Origin of the sequence: Chromohalobacter nigrandesensis (assembly GCF_023061285.1) — a bacterium.
In the GTDB taxonomy this organism is placed as follows: Bacteria; Pseudomonadota; Gammaproteobacteria; order Pseudomonadales; family Halomonadaceae; genus Chromohalobacter; species Chromohalobacter nigrandesensis.
This window is the reverse complement of sequence record NZ_JAKGAM010000001.1, coordinates 344841-359236: the sequence shown is the minus strand read 5'-3', so window position 1 is coordinate 359236 and position 14396 is coordinate 344841. Positions and strand designations below refer to the sequence as shown.

Here is a 14396-nt window from a genome sequence, read left to right as displayed (position 1 = left end):
CGTTTACTGTGTCTCTTTCAGGTGGGCATAGTCGAGCAGGATTTCTGCCGCTTCGACGACTTGCGCGCGATCGACCGGCTTGTCGTCTTCCTCCTCGTCTTCTGGGCCGTCACTCTCGCTCTCGCGGGCATCGGTCCATTCCTCGAGCTGATCGAGCCCCAGCGCCTTGCGGCGCTGATTCTCCAGCGAGAGTTGCTCGGCTTCTTGAGCATCCATCTCCCGCTGGCGCTGCTCGCGATTCAAGCTGATGCTGGTCCGCTGCTCCTTGAGCTTCTCGACCAATGCGGCCTCGCGCTCGAGATAGACGAAGTTGGGATCCTGCTTGGCGCGTTCTTCATGCTCTTTCTGCAGTGTGTCGAGATAGCGTTGCGGCTCGCCGTATCGACGGTACTGGACGGAACGTACTTTATCCCAGGGCAGAGCGTTGTCGAGTGCGCTTTCCCCGATGTCGTCATTGTCGATGAGACTGGGGAAGGTGATGTCCGGTTCGACACCCCGCAATTGGGTGCTCTCGCCCGTGATGCGGTAGAACTTGGCGCGGGTCAGCTTGATCTGGCCATGACTGAGCTCATCGAGCGTCTGCACGGTCCCCTTGCCGAAGGTCTGGTTGCCGACCACCAGGCCGCGGCCGTAATCCTGAATCGCGCCAGCGAAGATTTCCGAGGCGGACGCCGAAAGACGGTTGACCAGCACGGTCAGCGGGCCGTCGTAGTGAGAGCCTCGGTCGGAGTCGCCGTAGAGGTTGATGCGACCGCGGGCGTCGCGCACCTGCACGGTGGGGCCGCGGTCGATGAAGAGCCCGATCAACGAATTGGCTTCCTGCAGGGCGCCACCGCCGTTATTGCGCAGATCCAGGACGATACCCTCGACATTCTCCTGCTTGAGCTTGTCGATTTCCTTGGCGACGTCCCGCGTGCTGCTGCGATAGTTGCTGTCACCGGCCTGCCAGGCATCGAAATCGACATAGAAGGTGGGCACGTCGATCACGCCGACCTTGTGATCTTCGCCATCGCGGGTCACGGTCACGACCTCGCTCTTGGCGGCCTGGTCCTCGAGCTTGACGGTGTCGCGGGTAATGCGAACCGTGTGCGTGCGCGTCACGTCGACCGCCTTGGCGGGAATGACGTCGAGGCGCACGGTCGAGCCCTTGGGGCCACGGATCAGGTCGACGACCTCGTCGAGGCGCATGCCGACGACATTGACCATCTCGCCATCCTCGCCTTGTCCCACTGCGACGATACGATCGGCGGGTTCCAGGGCGTCGCCCTTGTCGGCGGGACCGCCGGGCACCAGGCTCGACACCTTGACGTATTCACCCTCGCTTTGCAGCAGCGCACCGATACCTTCCAGCGAGAGCTTCATCTGGATATCGAAGGATTCGCTCTGGCTGGGCGAAAGGTATTCGGTGTGCGGGTCGATGGTGCCGGCGACAGCGCTGAGGAATAGCACCAGGACGTCTTCGGCATTGGTCTGTTCGACGCGCGAGAGCTGGTTTTCGTAACGGTCTCGCAGGGTCTCGGCGATGTCCTCGGCGTCATCTTCCTCCGGAGCGCTGAGGGATTGGGTCAACGCGGCATTCTTGAGACGCTTCTCCCAGAGCTGATCGAGGGCTTCCTGGTTCTTCGCCCAGGCTTCGTCTTCACGATCCAGCGTCAGGCGCTCGTTGCCCTGATAGTCGAAAGCGAGGCCGTCGTCGAGACGGTCGATCAACCATTGCAGGCGTGTTTCCAGACGCTCCTGGTAGCGAGCGTAGAGTTCATAGACGCGTTCCAGTTTCCCTTCGTCGAGCGCCTCGTCGAACGAAGAATCGAGATCCTGAAAGTCTTTCACGTCCCGTGATAGTAGGTAGGCGCGTTGGGGGTCGAGTACATCGAGGTAGCGCTGAAACGCCCTCGAAGACCACTCATCGTCCAGGTTGATATCGGCGTAATATCCATATCGCAGCGATTCAGCGACTTCTGCCGCTGCTTGGCGCTGTTGGTCGGTGGTGGTCGGGGCATCGGCCAATGCCGGGGCACAAACCACCAGCCACAGTGACAAGATCGCCGCGCGCCGAGCGGCTGCAAACAGGCTCATTAATCAAGCACTCCCGGTTTCATGTACACTCTCGTTCCCAGATTGCCGGTCCCTTGAGTTGAGTTTTCTCAGACCGGACTGGCATTGTAGCAGTCTGTATCATCCGTCACAGACACTTCTCCGAGGACGCCATGGCTCACGCCCCCACTCTTGATCGCTTGTTACATTTTCTCGAACGTTCCCCCACGCCCTGGCATGCCGTCGACAACATGGCCAGTCGGCTCGAGCAAGCGGGATACCGGCGCCTCGAGGAAACCCAGGCGTGGCAGTTGGCGCCTGGCGATCGCTTTTACGTCACCCGCAATGATTCGTCGTTGATCGCCATGCAGGTGCCGGAAGAGGCCCTGGGCGGATTGCGCATGATCGGCGCGCATACCGATAGCCCGGGATTGCGTCTCAAGCCCCAACCGGAAGTCACCGGCAGCGACTGGCTTCAGTTGAGCGTCGAGGTCTACGGCGGCGCGTTATTGGCGCCCTGGTTCGACCGAGATTTGGGGCTGGCCGGGCGTGTTCATGTACGGCGCGAGGATGGGCGATTGCAGGGCGTATTATTGCACGTTGATCGCCCCGTCGCGATCATCCCCAGCCTGGCGATTCATCTCGACCGGGAGGCCAATAACGGACGTGCGCTGAATGCCCAGACGCAGATGCTGCCGGTCATGCTGCAAGGCGGTAGCGAGCCCGATCTGGAGAAGTGGCTCAAGCGCTGGTTGTATGAGCAGCATGGCCTGGAAAACATCCAGTTGATGGAGCATGAGCTCGCTCTCTATGACATGCAGCGGCCGTCACGTGTTGGGATCGAAGGCGAGCTGATTGCCAGTGCACGCCTCGATAACCTGCTGTCGTGCTTCATCGGTATCGAAGCGCTGTTGGCCAGTGATGGTCGGCAAGGCGCGCTATTCGTCGCCAACGACCACGAAGAAGTGGGCAGCGCCAGTGCTAGCGGCGCCCAGGGCCCGTTTCTGGGGGACGTGCTGCGCCGCGTGCATGCCCAGTTGGGTGAAGGCGGTGAAGGCGGCTGGGTGCGATTGATCCAGGGTTCGCGAATGATCTCTTGCGACAATGCCCACGCGCTGCACCCCAACTTCCCCGAGAAACACGATGCCCACCATGGCCCGACGATCAACGGTGGTCCGGTGATCAAGGTCAACGCCAATCAGCGCTACGCCACCAATAGCGCCACAGCGGCGATGTTTCGGGATATCTGTCGCGCGGCGGGAGCGCCGGTCCAGACATTCGTCACACGCGCCGACATGGGATGCGGCAGCACCATCGGGCCGATTACGGCCACCGAGCTCGGAGTGCCGACGCTGGATGTCGGTGTGCCGCAGTGGGGCATGCACTCGATTCGCGAAACCGCCGGCAGCCGTGACGCCGACTATCTGATTCGTGCGTTGACTGCGTACGTCAATCGCGAGGAGTTGACCTGACCTCGGCGCCCGGATACGAAAAAGCCCGCCGACACGGATGTCGATGGGCTTTTTTATATCTTGGTGGCTACGCCCTGACTCGAACAGGGGACCCCATCATTATGAGTGATGTGCTCTAACCAACTGAGCTACGTAGCCGTTCAGTGCGAGCGAATACTACGTATAACTCCCTGATGTGTCAACTTTTCGTCGCCATCAGGCCGCTCGATGACTTAGGGGTGCGACTAGACATTGAAGCGGAAATGCACGACATCGCCGTCGACGACGATGTAATCCTTGCCTTCCAGACGCCATTTCCCCGCATCCTTGGCGCCTTGCTCACCGCCGAGTGTCACGAAGTCGTCATAGCCGACCACTTCGGCGCGAATGAAACCCTTCTGGAAGTCAGTATGAATCGCGCCGGCGGCTTCCGGGGCGGTGGCCCCAATAGGCGTGGTCCAGGCGCGGACCTCCTTGACCCCCGCGGTGAAATACGTCTGCAGGCCGAGCAGGGCATAACCGGCGCGGATGACTCGGTCGAGGCCAGGTTCTTCCATGCCCATCTCATCGAGGAAGATGCTGCGTTCCTCTTCATCGAGTTCGGCGATCTCGGCTTCGATCTGGTTGCATACCGGTACCACGACGGCGCCTTCCTCGGCGGCGATTTCGTGAACGGTGTCGAGATAGGGGTTGTTCTCGAAGCCGTCCTCGTTGACGTTGGCGATGTACATGGTGGGTTTCAGAGTCAAGAAGCCGAAGCTCTTGAGCTGGCGTTGTTCGTCGTCATCGAGGCCGAAACTGCGTAGCGGCTGGCCCTCGGCCAGATGCGGCAGAATGCGGTCGAGGATGGCCTTGGTGGCGATGGCTTCTTTGTCACCGCCCTTGACGACGCGCGCGAGGCGTTGGATGGCGCGCTCTACGGTATCCAGATCGGCAAGCGCGAGTTCGAGATTGATGGTCTCGATGTCGGTCTTGGGATCGACCTGGTTGGCGACGTGAATGACGTTGTCATTATCGAAGCAACGCACCACGTGGGCGATGGCCTGGGTCTCGCGGATGTTGGCCAGAAACTGGTTGCCCAGCCCTTCGCCTTTCGAGGCGCCCGCGACGAGCCCGGCGATGTCGACGAACTCCATGGTCGTCGGAATGACTTTTTGCGGCTTGACGATGGCCGCGAGTTTATCCAGGCGTGGGTCCGGCATGGGGACGATGCCGACGTTGGGTTCGATGGTGCAGAAAGGAAAGTTTTCGGCGTCGATTCCCGACTTGGTCAAGGCATTGAACAGCGTGGATTTGCCGACATTGGGGAGGCCGACGATACCGCAATTGAAACCCATAAGATGTACCTGAAATTGGTGTGCAAGAAGACGAGAACAGATATGTTCGCCATTCTAAGAGATGCTGCAATAGAAGGAAGAGGAAAGAACGGCGCTACGTGCCTGGAAGAGGCGTTCTCCCATGTCGAGGCACCCATCTTTCCTCTTGCTTCTTACTGCTTGAAGCTATGCAGGCGATTCATGGCGCTTGCCCAGTCGCCGTCGGCAGCGTCGGGGAGAGTGCGCAGGCATTCATCGATGACGGCATCGATGGCGGTGCGTTCCACCTTGCCAGGACGTCCGAGGACATAGTGGGTCACTTGCTTGGCCGAGCCTGGATGGCCGATACCAACACGCAAGCGATGAAAGGATTTGTCGTTGCCCAGAGCGCTGGCGATGTCGCGCAAACCGTTATGGCCGCCATGGCCACCGCCGTGCTTGTAGCGTGCCGCGCCCGGTTCGAGATCCAGTTCGTCGTGGGCGACGAGAAGTTCGTCGGGGGAGAGCTTGAAGAACTGGCAAAGCGCGGCGACAGCCTTGCCGCTGAGGTTCATGTAGGTGCTGGGCACCAGTAAATGAAGCTCATGACCGGCGTAATGAACTTTGGCGTATTGGCCAAGGAACTTACGCTCGTTGCGTAGCGGAGTCAGGCTGTCGCGCGCTAGGGCTTCAACGACCCAGGCGCCCGCATTGTGTCGCGTGGCATCATATTCGGAGCCTGGGTTGCCCAGGCCGATAATCGCTTTGACGTGACTCATGCGGGCCCCTGGAAAACCGATTACTCGGTCTTTTCGCCGTTTTCAGCGGCAGTGTCGTCGCCGCCTTCCTCATCTTCGTCTTGCTCTACGGTGCCACGCGTTGGGCGCGTGATGCTGACGACGCCGAAGTCATGCTCTTCCCCATGAGCCAGGTCGACCAGGGAAACGCCTTCCGGCAACGTCAGGTCCGATAGATGCAAGGTATCGCCAAGTTCCAAGGCGCTGACATCGACTTCCAGATATTCCGGCAAATCCTTGGGTAGGCAGTCGACCAACACGTCGGTTGTCATGACGTGCAGGACGCCGTCCTGTTCCTTGATGCCTTTGCAGTTTTCTTCACCGAGCACGTGCAGCGGCACGTGGATAGTCATGGTATGCTTGGCATCGACGCGCATGAAGTCGGCATGCGTGACCAGCGCCTTGTACGGGTGGCGCTGGATATCGCGGATGATGACCTGCTCCGACTTGCCTTCGAGATCGATATTGATCACGGACGAGAAGAAGGCTTCATCCTCGATGGCCTTGTAAAAGGCGGGCTTCTCGAGAGTGATCGGCTGCGGCGTCTTGTCGCCGCCGTAGATGATCGCGGCGACTTTCTGGTTCTCACGACGCAGGCGGCGGCTCGCACCTTTCCCCAGGTCGTGACGAACCTCGGCGGATAGAGTGAATTGGGACATTGATTGTCACCTCATAGGTTATGTAAGGAAAGCGGCATCGTCCGCGACCAGACGATGCCGATTCCGTGAGGGCCTTGCGGCCCGCGTATCCGTGCCCATTCTCTGCGGCTTGTTGCCTCAGTGGAACATGGCACTGACGGATTCTTCGTTACTGACGCGGCGAATGGCTTCCGCGATCAGACCGGCGACCGAGAGTTGGCGGATCCTGCCACTACGGGAAGCCGACTCGGAGAGCGGAATGGTATCGGCCACGACGAGTTCGTCAAGTGTCGACCCGACGATATTGTCGACGGCCGGCCCTGACAGTATGGGATGCGTGGCGTAGGCAACCACGCGACGCGCGCCATGGTCCTTGAGTGCTTCCGCCGCCTTGCACAGGGTGCCGGCGGTATCGACCATGTCATCGACCACTACGCAGGTTCGATCCTGAATCTCGCCGATGATATGCATGACCTGGGCCTGGTTGGCCTGAGGACGCCGCTTGTCGATGATCGCCAGATCGGCGTTGAGTTGCTTGGCGATGGCGCGTGCGCGGACCACGCCGCCGACATCGGGGGAGACCACGACGAGATCGTCGTAGTTCTGGCGTTCGATGTCATCGAGCAGGATCGGCGATCCATAGACGTTGTCGACGGGGACGTCGAAAAAGCCCTGGATCTGGTCGGCATGCAGATCCATGGTCATGACGCGGTCGACGCCGGCCTTGACCATCATGTCGGCAACCAGCTTGGCCGAAATCGGCACACGCGCAGAACGCACACGGCGGTCCTGGCGGGCATACCCGAAATACGGTACGACGGCAGTGATTCGTGTAGCGGAGGCACGACGCAGTGCATCCACCATGAGAATCAACTCCATCAGATTGTCGTTGGTCGGTGCGCAGGTGGACTGCAATACGAAGACGTCCTTGCCGCGAACGTTTTCATTGATCTCGACCGCGATTTCACCATCGCTGAATTGACCGACGGTTGCATGGCCCAGCCGGTTGTCGAGGCTTTCGGCCACCTTGCGGGCGAGTTCGGGATTGGCATTTCCCGCGAACACCATCAATTTAGACACGCGCAGCCACCTTTGGAGTCTTGAGGGATCTCGGAGTGGGATTCGTCGGGCGCTCTGAGAAATTGGCTGGGGTACCAGGATTCGAACCTGGGAATGTCGGTACCAGAAACCGGTGCCTTACCACTTGGCTATACCCCAGCAACTCATCGACTCGTCGTTTTGTGTGTCGTATTGCCCACATAGAACACGATGCCGATATCAGGCGTCCCCGTATTAGCTCATGAGCGACATTTCATCGTGAATGTCGAGAGCGACATGGAGGGGGGATGTGTTGCAGCCGCGTGCCTTGAATGCATGCCAATGGCTATCAACACGATGCAGAATCCTATCGGCTTGTTGCTCACTCGTCAAGGGACAGAATATACAGCTGCCTGTCCCCGTCAGCATGGCTGGGCCGAAAGCCGATAACCAGTCGAGCGCTTGCGCGATCTTTGGCGACAGACGTTTTACCGCAGCTTCGCAGTCATTGCGCCAGACGCGCCCCTGTTCAGCTTCCCCTCGCAGTGCGCGCGCCATACTAATCGGCGGGGTGTTGCGTGTCAATTCAGGGTGGCCGAATATGTCAGGCGTTGAAATTTCCACCCCGGGGTGAAGAACCACGAACCACGGCGTTTCGAGCGTCGCGGGTGTCAGACGTTCGCCAATACCTTCTGCCCAGGCGCTACGGCCGTATACGAAGACCGGCACATCGGCACCCAGCGACAGGCCCAGCTCGGCCAGACGGGGGAGTCCCAGCGCGAGTGACCAGAGTCGGTCGAGCGCGAGCAGGGTGGTGGCCGCATCCGAGCTGCCGCCGCCCAAACCGCCGCCCAAGGGGAGGTGTTTTTCCAGGTGAATGTCCGCGCCTAGCGACGTGCCGCTTGCATGCTGCAGCAAGCGTGCAGCGCGCACGATGAGGTTGGCCTCGTGATCGACACCCGCCATTGCGGGATTAAGGTGGATGACCCCGTCATCGCGCAATGTGAAATGTAGCGTGTCGCCGTACTCAAGGAACTGGAACAGCGTCTGCAGCTCGTGATAACCGTCTGCCCGGCGACCGACGATGTGCAGCATGCGGTTGAGCTTGGCGGGTGCGGGCAGGCTGAGTCGTGCGTTCATGAATCGGCCACGGTATTCCATTGATTGACGACGAGCGTGGCGCGTAGATCGCCATAGGTCATGACCAGGCGGCGCGGTAGCCACAAGTCGTCGGCACGCATCCAGTCACGATACTCGATCGTCCAGCCAAGTTGCTGCAGGCGCTGGGGGAAGTCCAGGTCGTCGTGTTCGAGGCGTTCGCTGGCATCGGGAGTAGGCAGGCCGCGCACCCAGTAATCGAGCGCGGAAATGGGCAGTGACCAGCCTAGCTGTTGTTCCATCAGGGCTTCCGGTGTCTCGGCCTCGAAGCTGCCCTCGCCGTTGGTCAATGTCACTTTCCCGGGTGCCCCTTTCAACAGGGTGCGGCCGGCGCCGAAGGGACCGCTTATCAGGATGCGGTAGGTGTCGGGGCGCTGCTGCCAGTCGATATTGGCGCTTTCGGAACCTTCATTGGTACGCAGTCCGACCTTGCCGGCGAGACTCCATGACTCCAGTGCCTGCAGACGCTCGGCTTGAGCGCTCCAGTCGCCACGTTCACGGGCCTGGTCGGGACCGGGGGCCTGGCTGGCGCAGCCCGCCAGCATGACGATGAGCAGTAGACCGAGCCAGGTACGAGGCGCGGCACAGGCTGGGCGAAGGCGCAATGAGAAAGGGTGGATCATGAGTTGGCTTCCGTATCGCGGGTCGAGTCTGGATCGACGTGGCTATCCGTTGCATCGCCATCGTCGGCCGGGACGAGTTCGGGGTATCGACGCAGTAAGTCATCGATGAGCGGGTGCGGTGAAAAGCGCTGTAGCGCGTCCTCTACCAGTGCACGTGCCTGGTCTTCGCGTCCGGTGGCGGCGAGCACCTCGGCGAGGTGGGCGGCCACTTCCTGGTCGGGCTGACCGCGATAGGCTTCGCGCAAATAGGGCAGGGCTTCTTGCGCACGCTCGAGATGAAAGTAGACCCAGCCGAGACTGTCGAGGATGGCGGGGCTATCGGGCTCGAGGCGGTGGGCCTTTTCGATCAGCGGCAAGGCCTCCTGATGGCGGTCCATGTCGTTGCTCAGCGTATAGCCGAGGGCATTGAGTGCTTCGGCGTTATCGGGCTCGCGTTCGATGATCGTGCGCAGATCGGCTTCCATGGTGTCGAGGTCGCCCCGGTGATAGGCGCGCATGGCGTGCTGGAAGTGTAGCTCGGTGACGTCGGGCGTCTTGGCGATGGCGTCGTCGAGCAGTTCGTCGGCGCGGGCGCTTTGGTCCTGAGCGTCGAGGACGTCGAGCTCAAGGCGCAGCAGAGCGACACGTTGCTCGGGATGACGCAATCGTTCGATGCGTAAAAACGCGCTGGCGTCCTGTGCCCGGTCCGCGCCGACCAGCATCTTGGCGGCCTGTGCGCGCGCCTCGATGAAACCGTCGCCGCTGGGTACTTGGCGATAATAAAGCAGGGCGTTGTCGATTTCGCCGGCTTGCTCGGCAATGTTGCCCAGCATCAGATAGGCAGCCGTAGGGGTGTCTTCCCGGTCGAGCAGAGGAAGAAGAATACGCCTGGCGCCATCGGGATGCGCGGCATCGAGATACAACTGGGCGAGCGCCAAGCGTAGCGACGCCGTATCATCATGGCGAGCAAGCAAGCGCTCGACATCCTCGTCGGCGGCGTCGATATCGCCATCCGCGAGGCGCGCCTGCGCTTGGGTCAGGCGTAGGCGGCTGTCGTCGGGAAAGCGTTCGAGTCCTTGCCGGGCATAGCGTCGGGCATCGTCCAGAGCGCCATTGTGCAGAGCGATCATGCTGCGCGTCAGCCATACTTCGGCGGGCGCCTCTGCGCTGTCGGTCAGGCGCGCGAGGCGCGAGTCGGCGGCTGCGGTGTCGCCGTTCGCCGCCTCGAGCTGGGCGGTGGCTAGCTGGGCATCGAGATGATCGGGGTGGCGCTCGACGAAAGCATGCAAAGGTGGCAGTAGCGGGGTGACATCGGCATCGTTCTCGATGGCGAGCTCGGCAAGCGCAGCAAGATCCGCCTCGGGCTCCTGGTTGGCTATACGTAAACGTTGGGCCAGGGCGGTTTCCCAATCGCCACGTTGTATCGCCAGACTGGAGAGGACGTGGCGCGGCGTAGTGGCATCGCCATCGAGTTGTTGCCAGCGCAGTGCGGTGCGTTCGAGCAGGGCGTCGTCGTCGGCGTAGCGCGCCGCGAGGGTGGCGCGCTCTGCCAGGGCGGGTGATGCGTAGCGCTCGTTGACTTCGAGATAGCCCTCGGCAGCACGTCGGTAATCGCCGCGTTGCCCCGCGAATTCGGCAAGCAGCAACGATGAAAGGCCATCGGCGTCGAAGCCGCTGGTCACCGGTGGCGCGCTCTCCATAGGGTCATCGAGCGGGATGGCGTCGGGCGATGTCGGAGCATTTTGGCAGCCTGTCAGCAGCAACGTCAGGACGGAAGCCAGGGTCAAGCGTGTGCGCATGCCATCCTCGAATGTGCGTTTGAAAGCATCAGCATACCGGCTCGATCAGGTCGGGCAAAGCGTCAGGCGTGGGAAACCTCGCGCTGCGCGGCAACTTGCCGCCCCATGCCCAAATGTCTCAGTCCTGTGCTAGGATATCGATCCTGCAGCGCATTGGCGGGGCTGGTATTCCGGCTTCGTCACCCCCACATTGTGCGCCGCGACCGAATGCAAAGGCCGGACGCTGCCGATAGACCGATGTGATGACCGTGATTTCATGACACTTCTCGCCCTGGGGATCAACCACAAGACAGCGACCATCGAGGTTCGCGAGCAGGTCGCCTTTACGCCGGCCGAGCTGGCGGGTGCGTTGGCCGAACTCAAAGTGCTGCCCGGCGTCAACGAAGCGGCGGTGCTGTCGACCTGTAATCGTACCGAGCTCTATTGTGTGACCGACGCTCAGGGCGAGCGTTCGGTGCTCGACTGGTTGGGACGCTTCCACGGGTTGCCGTCCGAGACCCTGATGCAAAGCGCTTACCATTATCTCGATGGTGAGGCCGCTCGCCATTTGATGCGCGTGGCGGCAGGGCTCGACTCCATGGTACTGGGCGAGCCGCAAATCCTCGGCCAGCTCAAGGAGGCCTATCAGCTCGCGCGGGACAACGCTGGCTTGGGGGGCGAGCTGGAACGGCTTTTCCAGCATACCTTTTCCGTGACCAAGCAGGTGCGCAGCGAAACCGGCATCGGCGAGAACCCGGTGTCGGTAGCTTATGCTGCCGTCAGTCTGGCGAGTCATATCTTCGACGATTTCGGACGCGCTCGCGCACTGTTGATCGGCGCGGGCGAAACCGTCGAACTGGTTGCGCGCCACCTGCGTGAAGCGGGCATTCGCGGGCTGACCGTCGCCAACCGTACTCGCGAGCGCGCCGAGACCTTGGCCAATGCCTTCGATGCCGAGGCGATTTCACTGGGGGACATCCCCCAGGTGCTGGCGCAGGCCGATATCGTTATCTCCTCCACGGCAAGCCCGCTGCCTATTCTCGGCAAGGGAATGGTCGAGAGCGCCCTGAAAAAGCGCCGCCATCGCCCCATGTTCATGGTCGATATCGCCGTGCCTCGCGATATCGAGTCCCAGGTCGGCGAGCTGGACGATGTCTTCTTGTACAGCGTCGATGACCTGCAGGAAGTGATCGAGGAAAACCGCAAGCAGCGTGCCGTTGCCGCTGCTCAAGCCGAGTCCTTGATCGAGCAAGGGATCCAGCATTGGCAGCGTGAGCGCCGCGTGCGTGGCGCCGGCGATTTGATTCGCCGCTACCGTGAGCAGGGCGAGGCGCTGCGTGAAGAAGCCGAGCGTCAAGCGCTGGCGCAACTCGACCGTGGCGAAGATCCCCAGAAAGTCCTGCAACGGCTGTCGCGTCAACTGACCAATAAATTGCTGCATGGCCCGACGCTACGCATACGCGAAGCGTCGGGCGAAGAGCAGCACGATATCCTCCAGGCGGCCGACACCTTGCTGATCGACCCGGCCGCATCGACACAGGACCCTGCATGAAAGCGACTCTGCGCACACGTCTCGACGCCTTTCAGGAACGCTTCGAAGAACTCGCCGCCTTGTTGGCCGAGCCCGACGTGATCGCCGATCAGGCACGCTTTCGCGATTACTCACGCGAATATGCCGAGCTCGAGCCTCTGATCGAGACCTGGCGGGCCTATCGGCGTATCGAAGACGATATCGAGGCGGCCGAGCAGATGCGTGAGGATAGCGACCCGGAAATGCGTGAACTGGCGGAGGAAGAGTCGCGCCTGGCACAGGCGCGACTCGAGGAACTGGATGCCGACGTCAAGCAGCTCCTGGTGCCCAAGGACCCTGACGATGGCAGCAACGTCTTTCTCGAGATCCGTGCCGGTACCGGGGGCGATGAAGCGGCGCTATTCGCCGGTGACTTGTTTCGCATGTATTCGCGTTACGCCGAACATTACGGCTGGCGAATCGAGGTGATCAACGTCAGTCACGGCGAGCAAGGTGGCTACAAGGAAATGATCGCCCGGATACGTGGCGATAACGTCTATGCGCGGCTCAAGTTCGAATCCGGTGCGCATCGCGTGCAGCGCGTGCCGGCCACCGAATCCCAGGGCCGCATCCATACCTCGGCGTGTACCGTGGCGGTCATGCCCGAAGCGTCCGACGTTGGCGACGTGGAGATCAACAGCAACGAGTTGCGTGTGGATACGTTCCGTTCCAGCGGTGCCGGCGGACAGCACGTCAATACCACGGACTCGGCGATTCGCATCACGCACCTGCCGACCGGCGTGGTGGTGGAGTGTCAGGAAGAACGTAGTCAGCACAAGAACCGCGCCAAGGCGATGGCGTTTCTGGCGGCGCGCCTCAAGCAGTCCGCGGTGGACGCGCAGCGTCAGGAACAGGCCGACACGCGCCGCTCGCTGGTCGGTTCGGGCGATCGCAGCGAGCGTATCCGCACCTATAATTTTCCCCAGGGGCGTATCACCGATCATCGCATCAATTTGACCCTTTACAAGCTGGGTGACGTGATGACGGGACAGCTCGATGAAGTGATCGATCCCTTGATTCATGAGTACCAGGCCGAGCAGCTCTCGGCGTTGCAGACGGCCTGATGACCTACGATACCTTGCTGGCGCGCGCCGCACGGCGGTTGCAGGCGGCGGGCAGTGCCTCGCCGCGCCTGGATGCCGAGGTGCTGATGATGCACGCGGCCTCGGTGACGCGCACCTGGCTATATACCTGGGGCGATCGCAAACTCGCCGGTGTGCCCCGAGCACGTTTCGAGGCGCTGGTGGCGGCGCGGGCGCTGGGCCATCCCGTGGCGTATCTCATCGGCGAACGCGAGTTCTGGGGGCTGCGTCTACGTGTCGATGAGGCGACCCTGATCCCGCGGCCCGATACCGAGTGCCTGGTCGAGACACTGTTGGCGAAAATGCCGCATGGACCCGGGAGAGCGCTCGATCTGGGCACGGGAACGGGCGCCATTGCCCTGGCACTCGCCGCCGAGCGGCCGGCATGGCATGTTACCGGCGTCGACCGGGAAGAAGCCGCTGTGGCCGTGGCCCAAGATAATGCCCGGCGCCTGGAAATCGCCAACACCACTTTCCTCGTCAGCGACTGGTTTGCCACGCTGGAGGGAGCGGTCTTCGACGTGATTGCCGCGAATCCGCCTTATATCGCCGAGGACGATCCGCATCTCGCGCAGGGTGATGTGCGCTTTGAGCCGCGTACGGCGCTGGTGGCGAACGATGCCGGGCTGGCCGACTTGCGTCATCTGGCGGTGGCTGCGCGCGCGCATCTCGCGGTGGGTGGCTGGCTGGCGCTAGAGCATGGTTGGGAGCAGGCGTCGCGGGTACGTGAGGCGCTCGTGCGGGCCGGATATGAGGACGTCGTCAGCGAGACCGATCTAGGCGCGCGTGAACGTCTTACGCTGGGCCGTGCGCCGACGCCTGATAAACATTGACTGCGGTAAACAACACCGCTGGCCGCCTGGAGACGCGGGCAGTGGTTATGGTAGTAATACGTCTCGCATCGATGCCCCAGCTTCTGGATGAATATCACCTGTCATAGGGCTCGATCGTGG

General features: G+C 61.6%; 12 protein-coding genes and 2 tRNA genes. 4 read left to right on the top strand and 10 right to left on the bottom strand.

The window, feature by feature from the left end; all coding sequences use genetic code 11:
- Window positions 1-3 precede the first annotated feature (3 nt).
- Window positions 4-2076 (bottom strand): carboxy terminal-processing peptidase, encoded by a 2073-nt coding sequence (locus L1073_RS01710; RefSeq protein ID WP_246896517.1) that lies wholly within the window; start codon window positions 2074-2076, stop codon window positions 4-6.
- Between the two features lie 131 nt (window positions 2077-2207).
- On the opposite strand from L1073_RS01710, the gene L1073_RS01705 reads away from it, so the two are divergent.
- Entirely contained in the window at window positions 2208-3506 is a 1299-nt protein-coding gene (locus tag L1073_RS01705; RefSeq protein WP_246896516.1) for a M18 family aminopeptidase, read from the top strand.
- Between the two features lie 61 nt (window positions 3507-3567).
- Here L1073_RS01705 and L1073_RS01700 read toward each other — a convergent pair.
- The 9 genes from L1073_RS01700 to L1073_RS01660 form a co-directional block, all read right to left on the bottom strand.
- Window positions 3568-3644: transfer RNA gene (locus L1073_RS01700), tRNA-Met, on the bottom strand.
- Window positions 3645-3730: 86 nt separating this feature from the next.
- Window positions 3731-4822 (bottom strand): redox-regulated ATPase YchF, encoded by a 1092-nt coding sequence (gene ychF, locus L1073_RS01695; protein WP_246896515.1) that lies wholly within the window; start codon window positions 4820-4822, stop codon window positions 3731-3733.
- Between the two features lie 152 nt (window positions 4823-4974).
- Window positions 4975-5559, bottom strand: a complete 585-nt coding sequence (gene pth / locus L1073_RS01690) for an aminoacyl-tRNA hydrolase (RefSeq protein ID WP_246896514.1) — start codon at window positions 5557-5559, stop codon at window positions 4975-4977.
- A 20-nt stretch (window positions 5560-5579) separates the two neighbouring features.
- The gene (locus L1073_RS01685; RefSeq protein WP_246896513.1) at window positions 5580-6236 is read right to left on the bottom strand and encodes a 50S ribosomal protein L25/general stress protein Ctc; all 657 of its coding nucleotides are present in this window, start codon (window positions 6234-6236) and stop codon (window positions 5580-5582) included.
- A gap of 117 nt (window positions 6237-6353) precedes the next feature.
- On the bottom strand, window positions 6354-7295 hold the full coding sequence (locus L1073_RS01680) for a ribose-phosphate pyrophosphokinase (protein ID WP_246896512.1): 942 nt from the start codon (window positions 7293-7295) through the stop codon (window positions 6354-6356).
- A gap of 63 nt (window positions 7296-7358) precedes the next feature.
- Window positions 7359-7433: transfer RNA gene (locus L1073_RS01675), tRNA-Gln, on the bottom strand.
- 75 nt (window positions 7434-7508) lie between these two features.
- Window positions 7509-8393 carry a 4-(cytidine 5'-diphospho)-2-C-methyl-D-erythritol kinase gene (ispE, locus tag L1073_RS01670; RefSeq protein WP_246896511.1) on the bottom strand — a complete coding sequence of 295 codons (885 nt, stop codon included), beginning with the start codon at window positions 8391-8393 and terminating at the stop codon, window positions 7509-7511.
- A complete protein-coding gene (gene lolB, locus L1073_RS01665) occupies window positions 8390-9034 on the bottom strand; it encodes a lipoprotein insertase outer membrane protein LolB (RefSeq protein ID WP_246896510.1) in 645 nt (214 codons plus the stop codon). The genes ispE and lolB overlap by 4 nt, the downstream gene beginning before the upstream one ends.
- On the bottom strand, window positions 9031-10812 hold the full coding sequence (locus L1073_RS01660) for a tetratricopeptide repeat protein (RefSeq protein ID WP_246896509.1): 1782 nt from the start codon (window positions 10810-10812) through the stop codon (window positions 9031-9033). Before L1073_RS01660 ends, lolB begins: the two co-directional genes overlap by 4 nt.
- Window positions 10813-11068: 256 nt before the next feature.
- Here L1073_RS01660 and hemA point away from each other — a divergent pair, with 256 nt between their 5' ends.
- Genes hemA through prmC form a run of 3 tightly spaced genes read left to right on the top strand, consistent with a single transcriptional unit; the run spans window position 11069 to window position 14276 of the window.
- Window positions 11069-12343, top strand: coding sequence for a glutamyl-tRNA reductase (hemA, locus tag L1073_RS01655; RefSeq protein WP_246896508.1), 1275 nt, complete (start codon window positions 11069-11071; stop codon window positions 12341-12343).
- Window positions 12340-13425: a peptide chain release factor 1 gene (prfA, locus tag L1073_RS01650; protein ID WP_246896507.1), complete on the top strand. Its 1086-nt coding sequence runs from the start codon at window positions 12340-12342 to the stop codon at window positions 13423-13425. The genes hemA and prfA overlap by 4 nt, the downstream gene beginning before the upstream one ends.
- The gene (prmC, locus tag L1073_RS01645; protein WP_246896506.1) at window positions 13425-14276 is read left to right on the top strand and encodes a peptide chain release factor N(5)-glutamine methyltransferase; all 852 of its coding nucleotides are present in this window, start codon (window positions 13425-13427) and stop codon (window positions 14274-14276) included. The genes prfA and prmC overlap by 1 nt, the downstream gene beginning before the upstream one ends.
- Window positions 14277-14396 lie beyond the last annotated feature (120 nt).

What these genes read in the sequence shown, in the direction of transcription:
- L1073_RS01710 (WP_246896517.1), bottom strand. Translation starts at nt 2,076, where the DNA reads ATGAGCCTGTTTGCAGCCGCTCGGCGCGCGGCGATCTTGTCACTGTGG.
- L1073_RS01705 (WP_246896516.1), top strand. Translation starts at nt 2,208, where the DNA reads ATGGCTCACGCCCCCACTCTTGATCGCTTGTTACATTTTCTCGAACGT.
- ychF (WP_246896515.1), bottom strand. Translation starts at nt 4,822, where the DNA reads ATGGGTTTCAATTGCGGTATCGTCGGCCTCCCCAATGTCGGCAAATCC.
- pth (WP_246896514.1), bottom strand. Translation starts at nt 5,559, where the DNA reads ATGAGTCACGTCAAAGCGATTATCGGCCTGGGCAACCCAGGCTCCGAA.
- L1073_RS01685 (WP_246896513.1), bottom strand. Translation starts at nt 6,236, where the DNA reads ATGTCCCAATTCACTCTATCCGCCGAGGTTCGTCACGACCTGGGGAAA.
- ispE (WP_246896511.1), bottom strand. Translation starts at nt 8,393, where the DNA reads ATGAACGCACGACTCAGCCTGCCCGCACCCGCCAAGCTCAACCGCATG.
- lolB (WP_246896510.1), bottom strand. Translation starts at nt 9,034, where the DNA reads ATGATCCACCCTTTCTCATTGCGCCTTCGCCCAGCCTGTGCCGCGCCT.
- L1073_RS01660 (WP_246896509.1), bottom strand. Translation starts at nt 10,812, where the DNA reads ATGCGCACACGCTTGACCCTGGCTTCCGTCCTGACGTTGCTGCTGACA.
- hemA (WP_246896508.1), top strand. Translation starts at nt 11,069, where the DNA reads ATGACACTTCTCGCCCTGGGGATCAACCACAAGACAGCGACCATCGAG.
- prfA (WP_246896507.1), top strand. Translation starts at nt 12,340, where the DNA reads ATGAAAGCGACTCTGCGCACACGTCTCGACGCCTTTCAGGAACGCTTC.
- prmC (WP_246896506.1), top strand. Translation starts at nt 13,425, where the DNA reads ATGACCTACGATACCTTGCTGGCGCGCGCCGCACGGCGGTTGCAGGCG.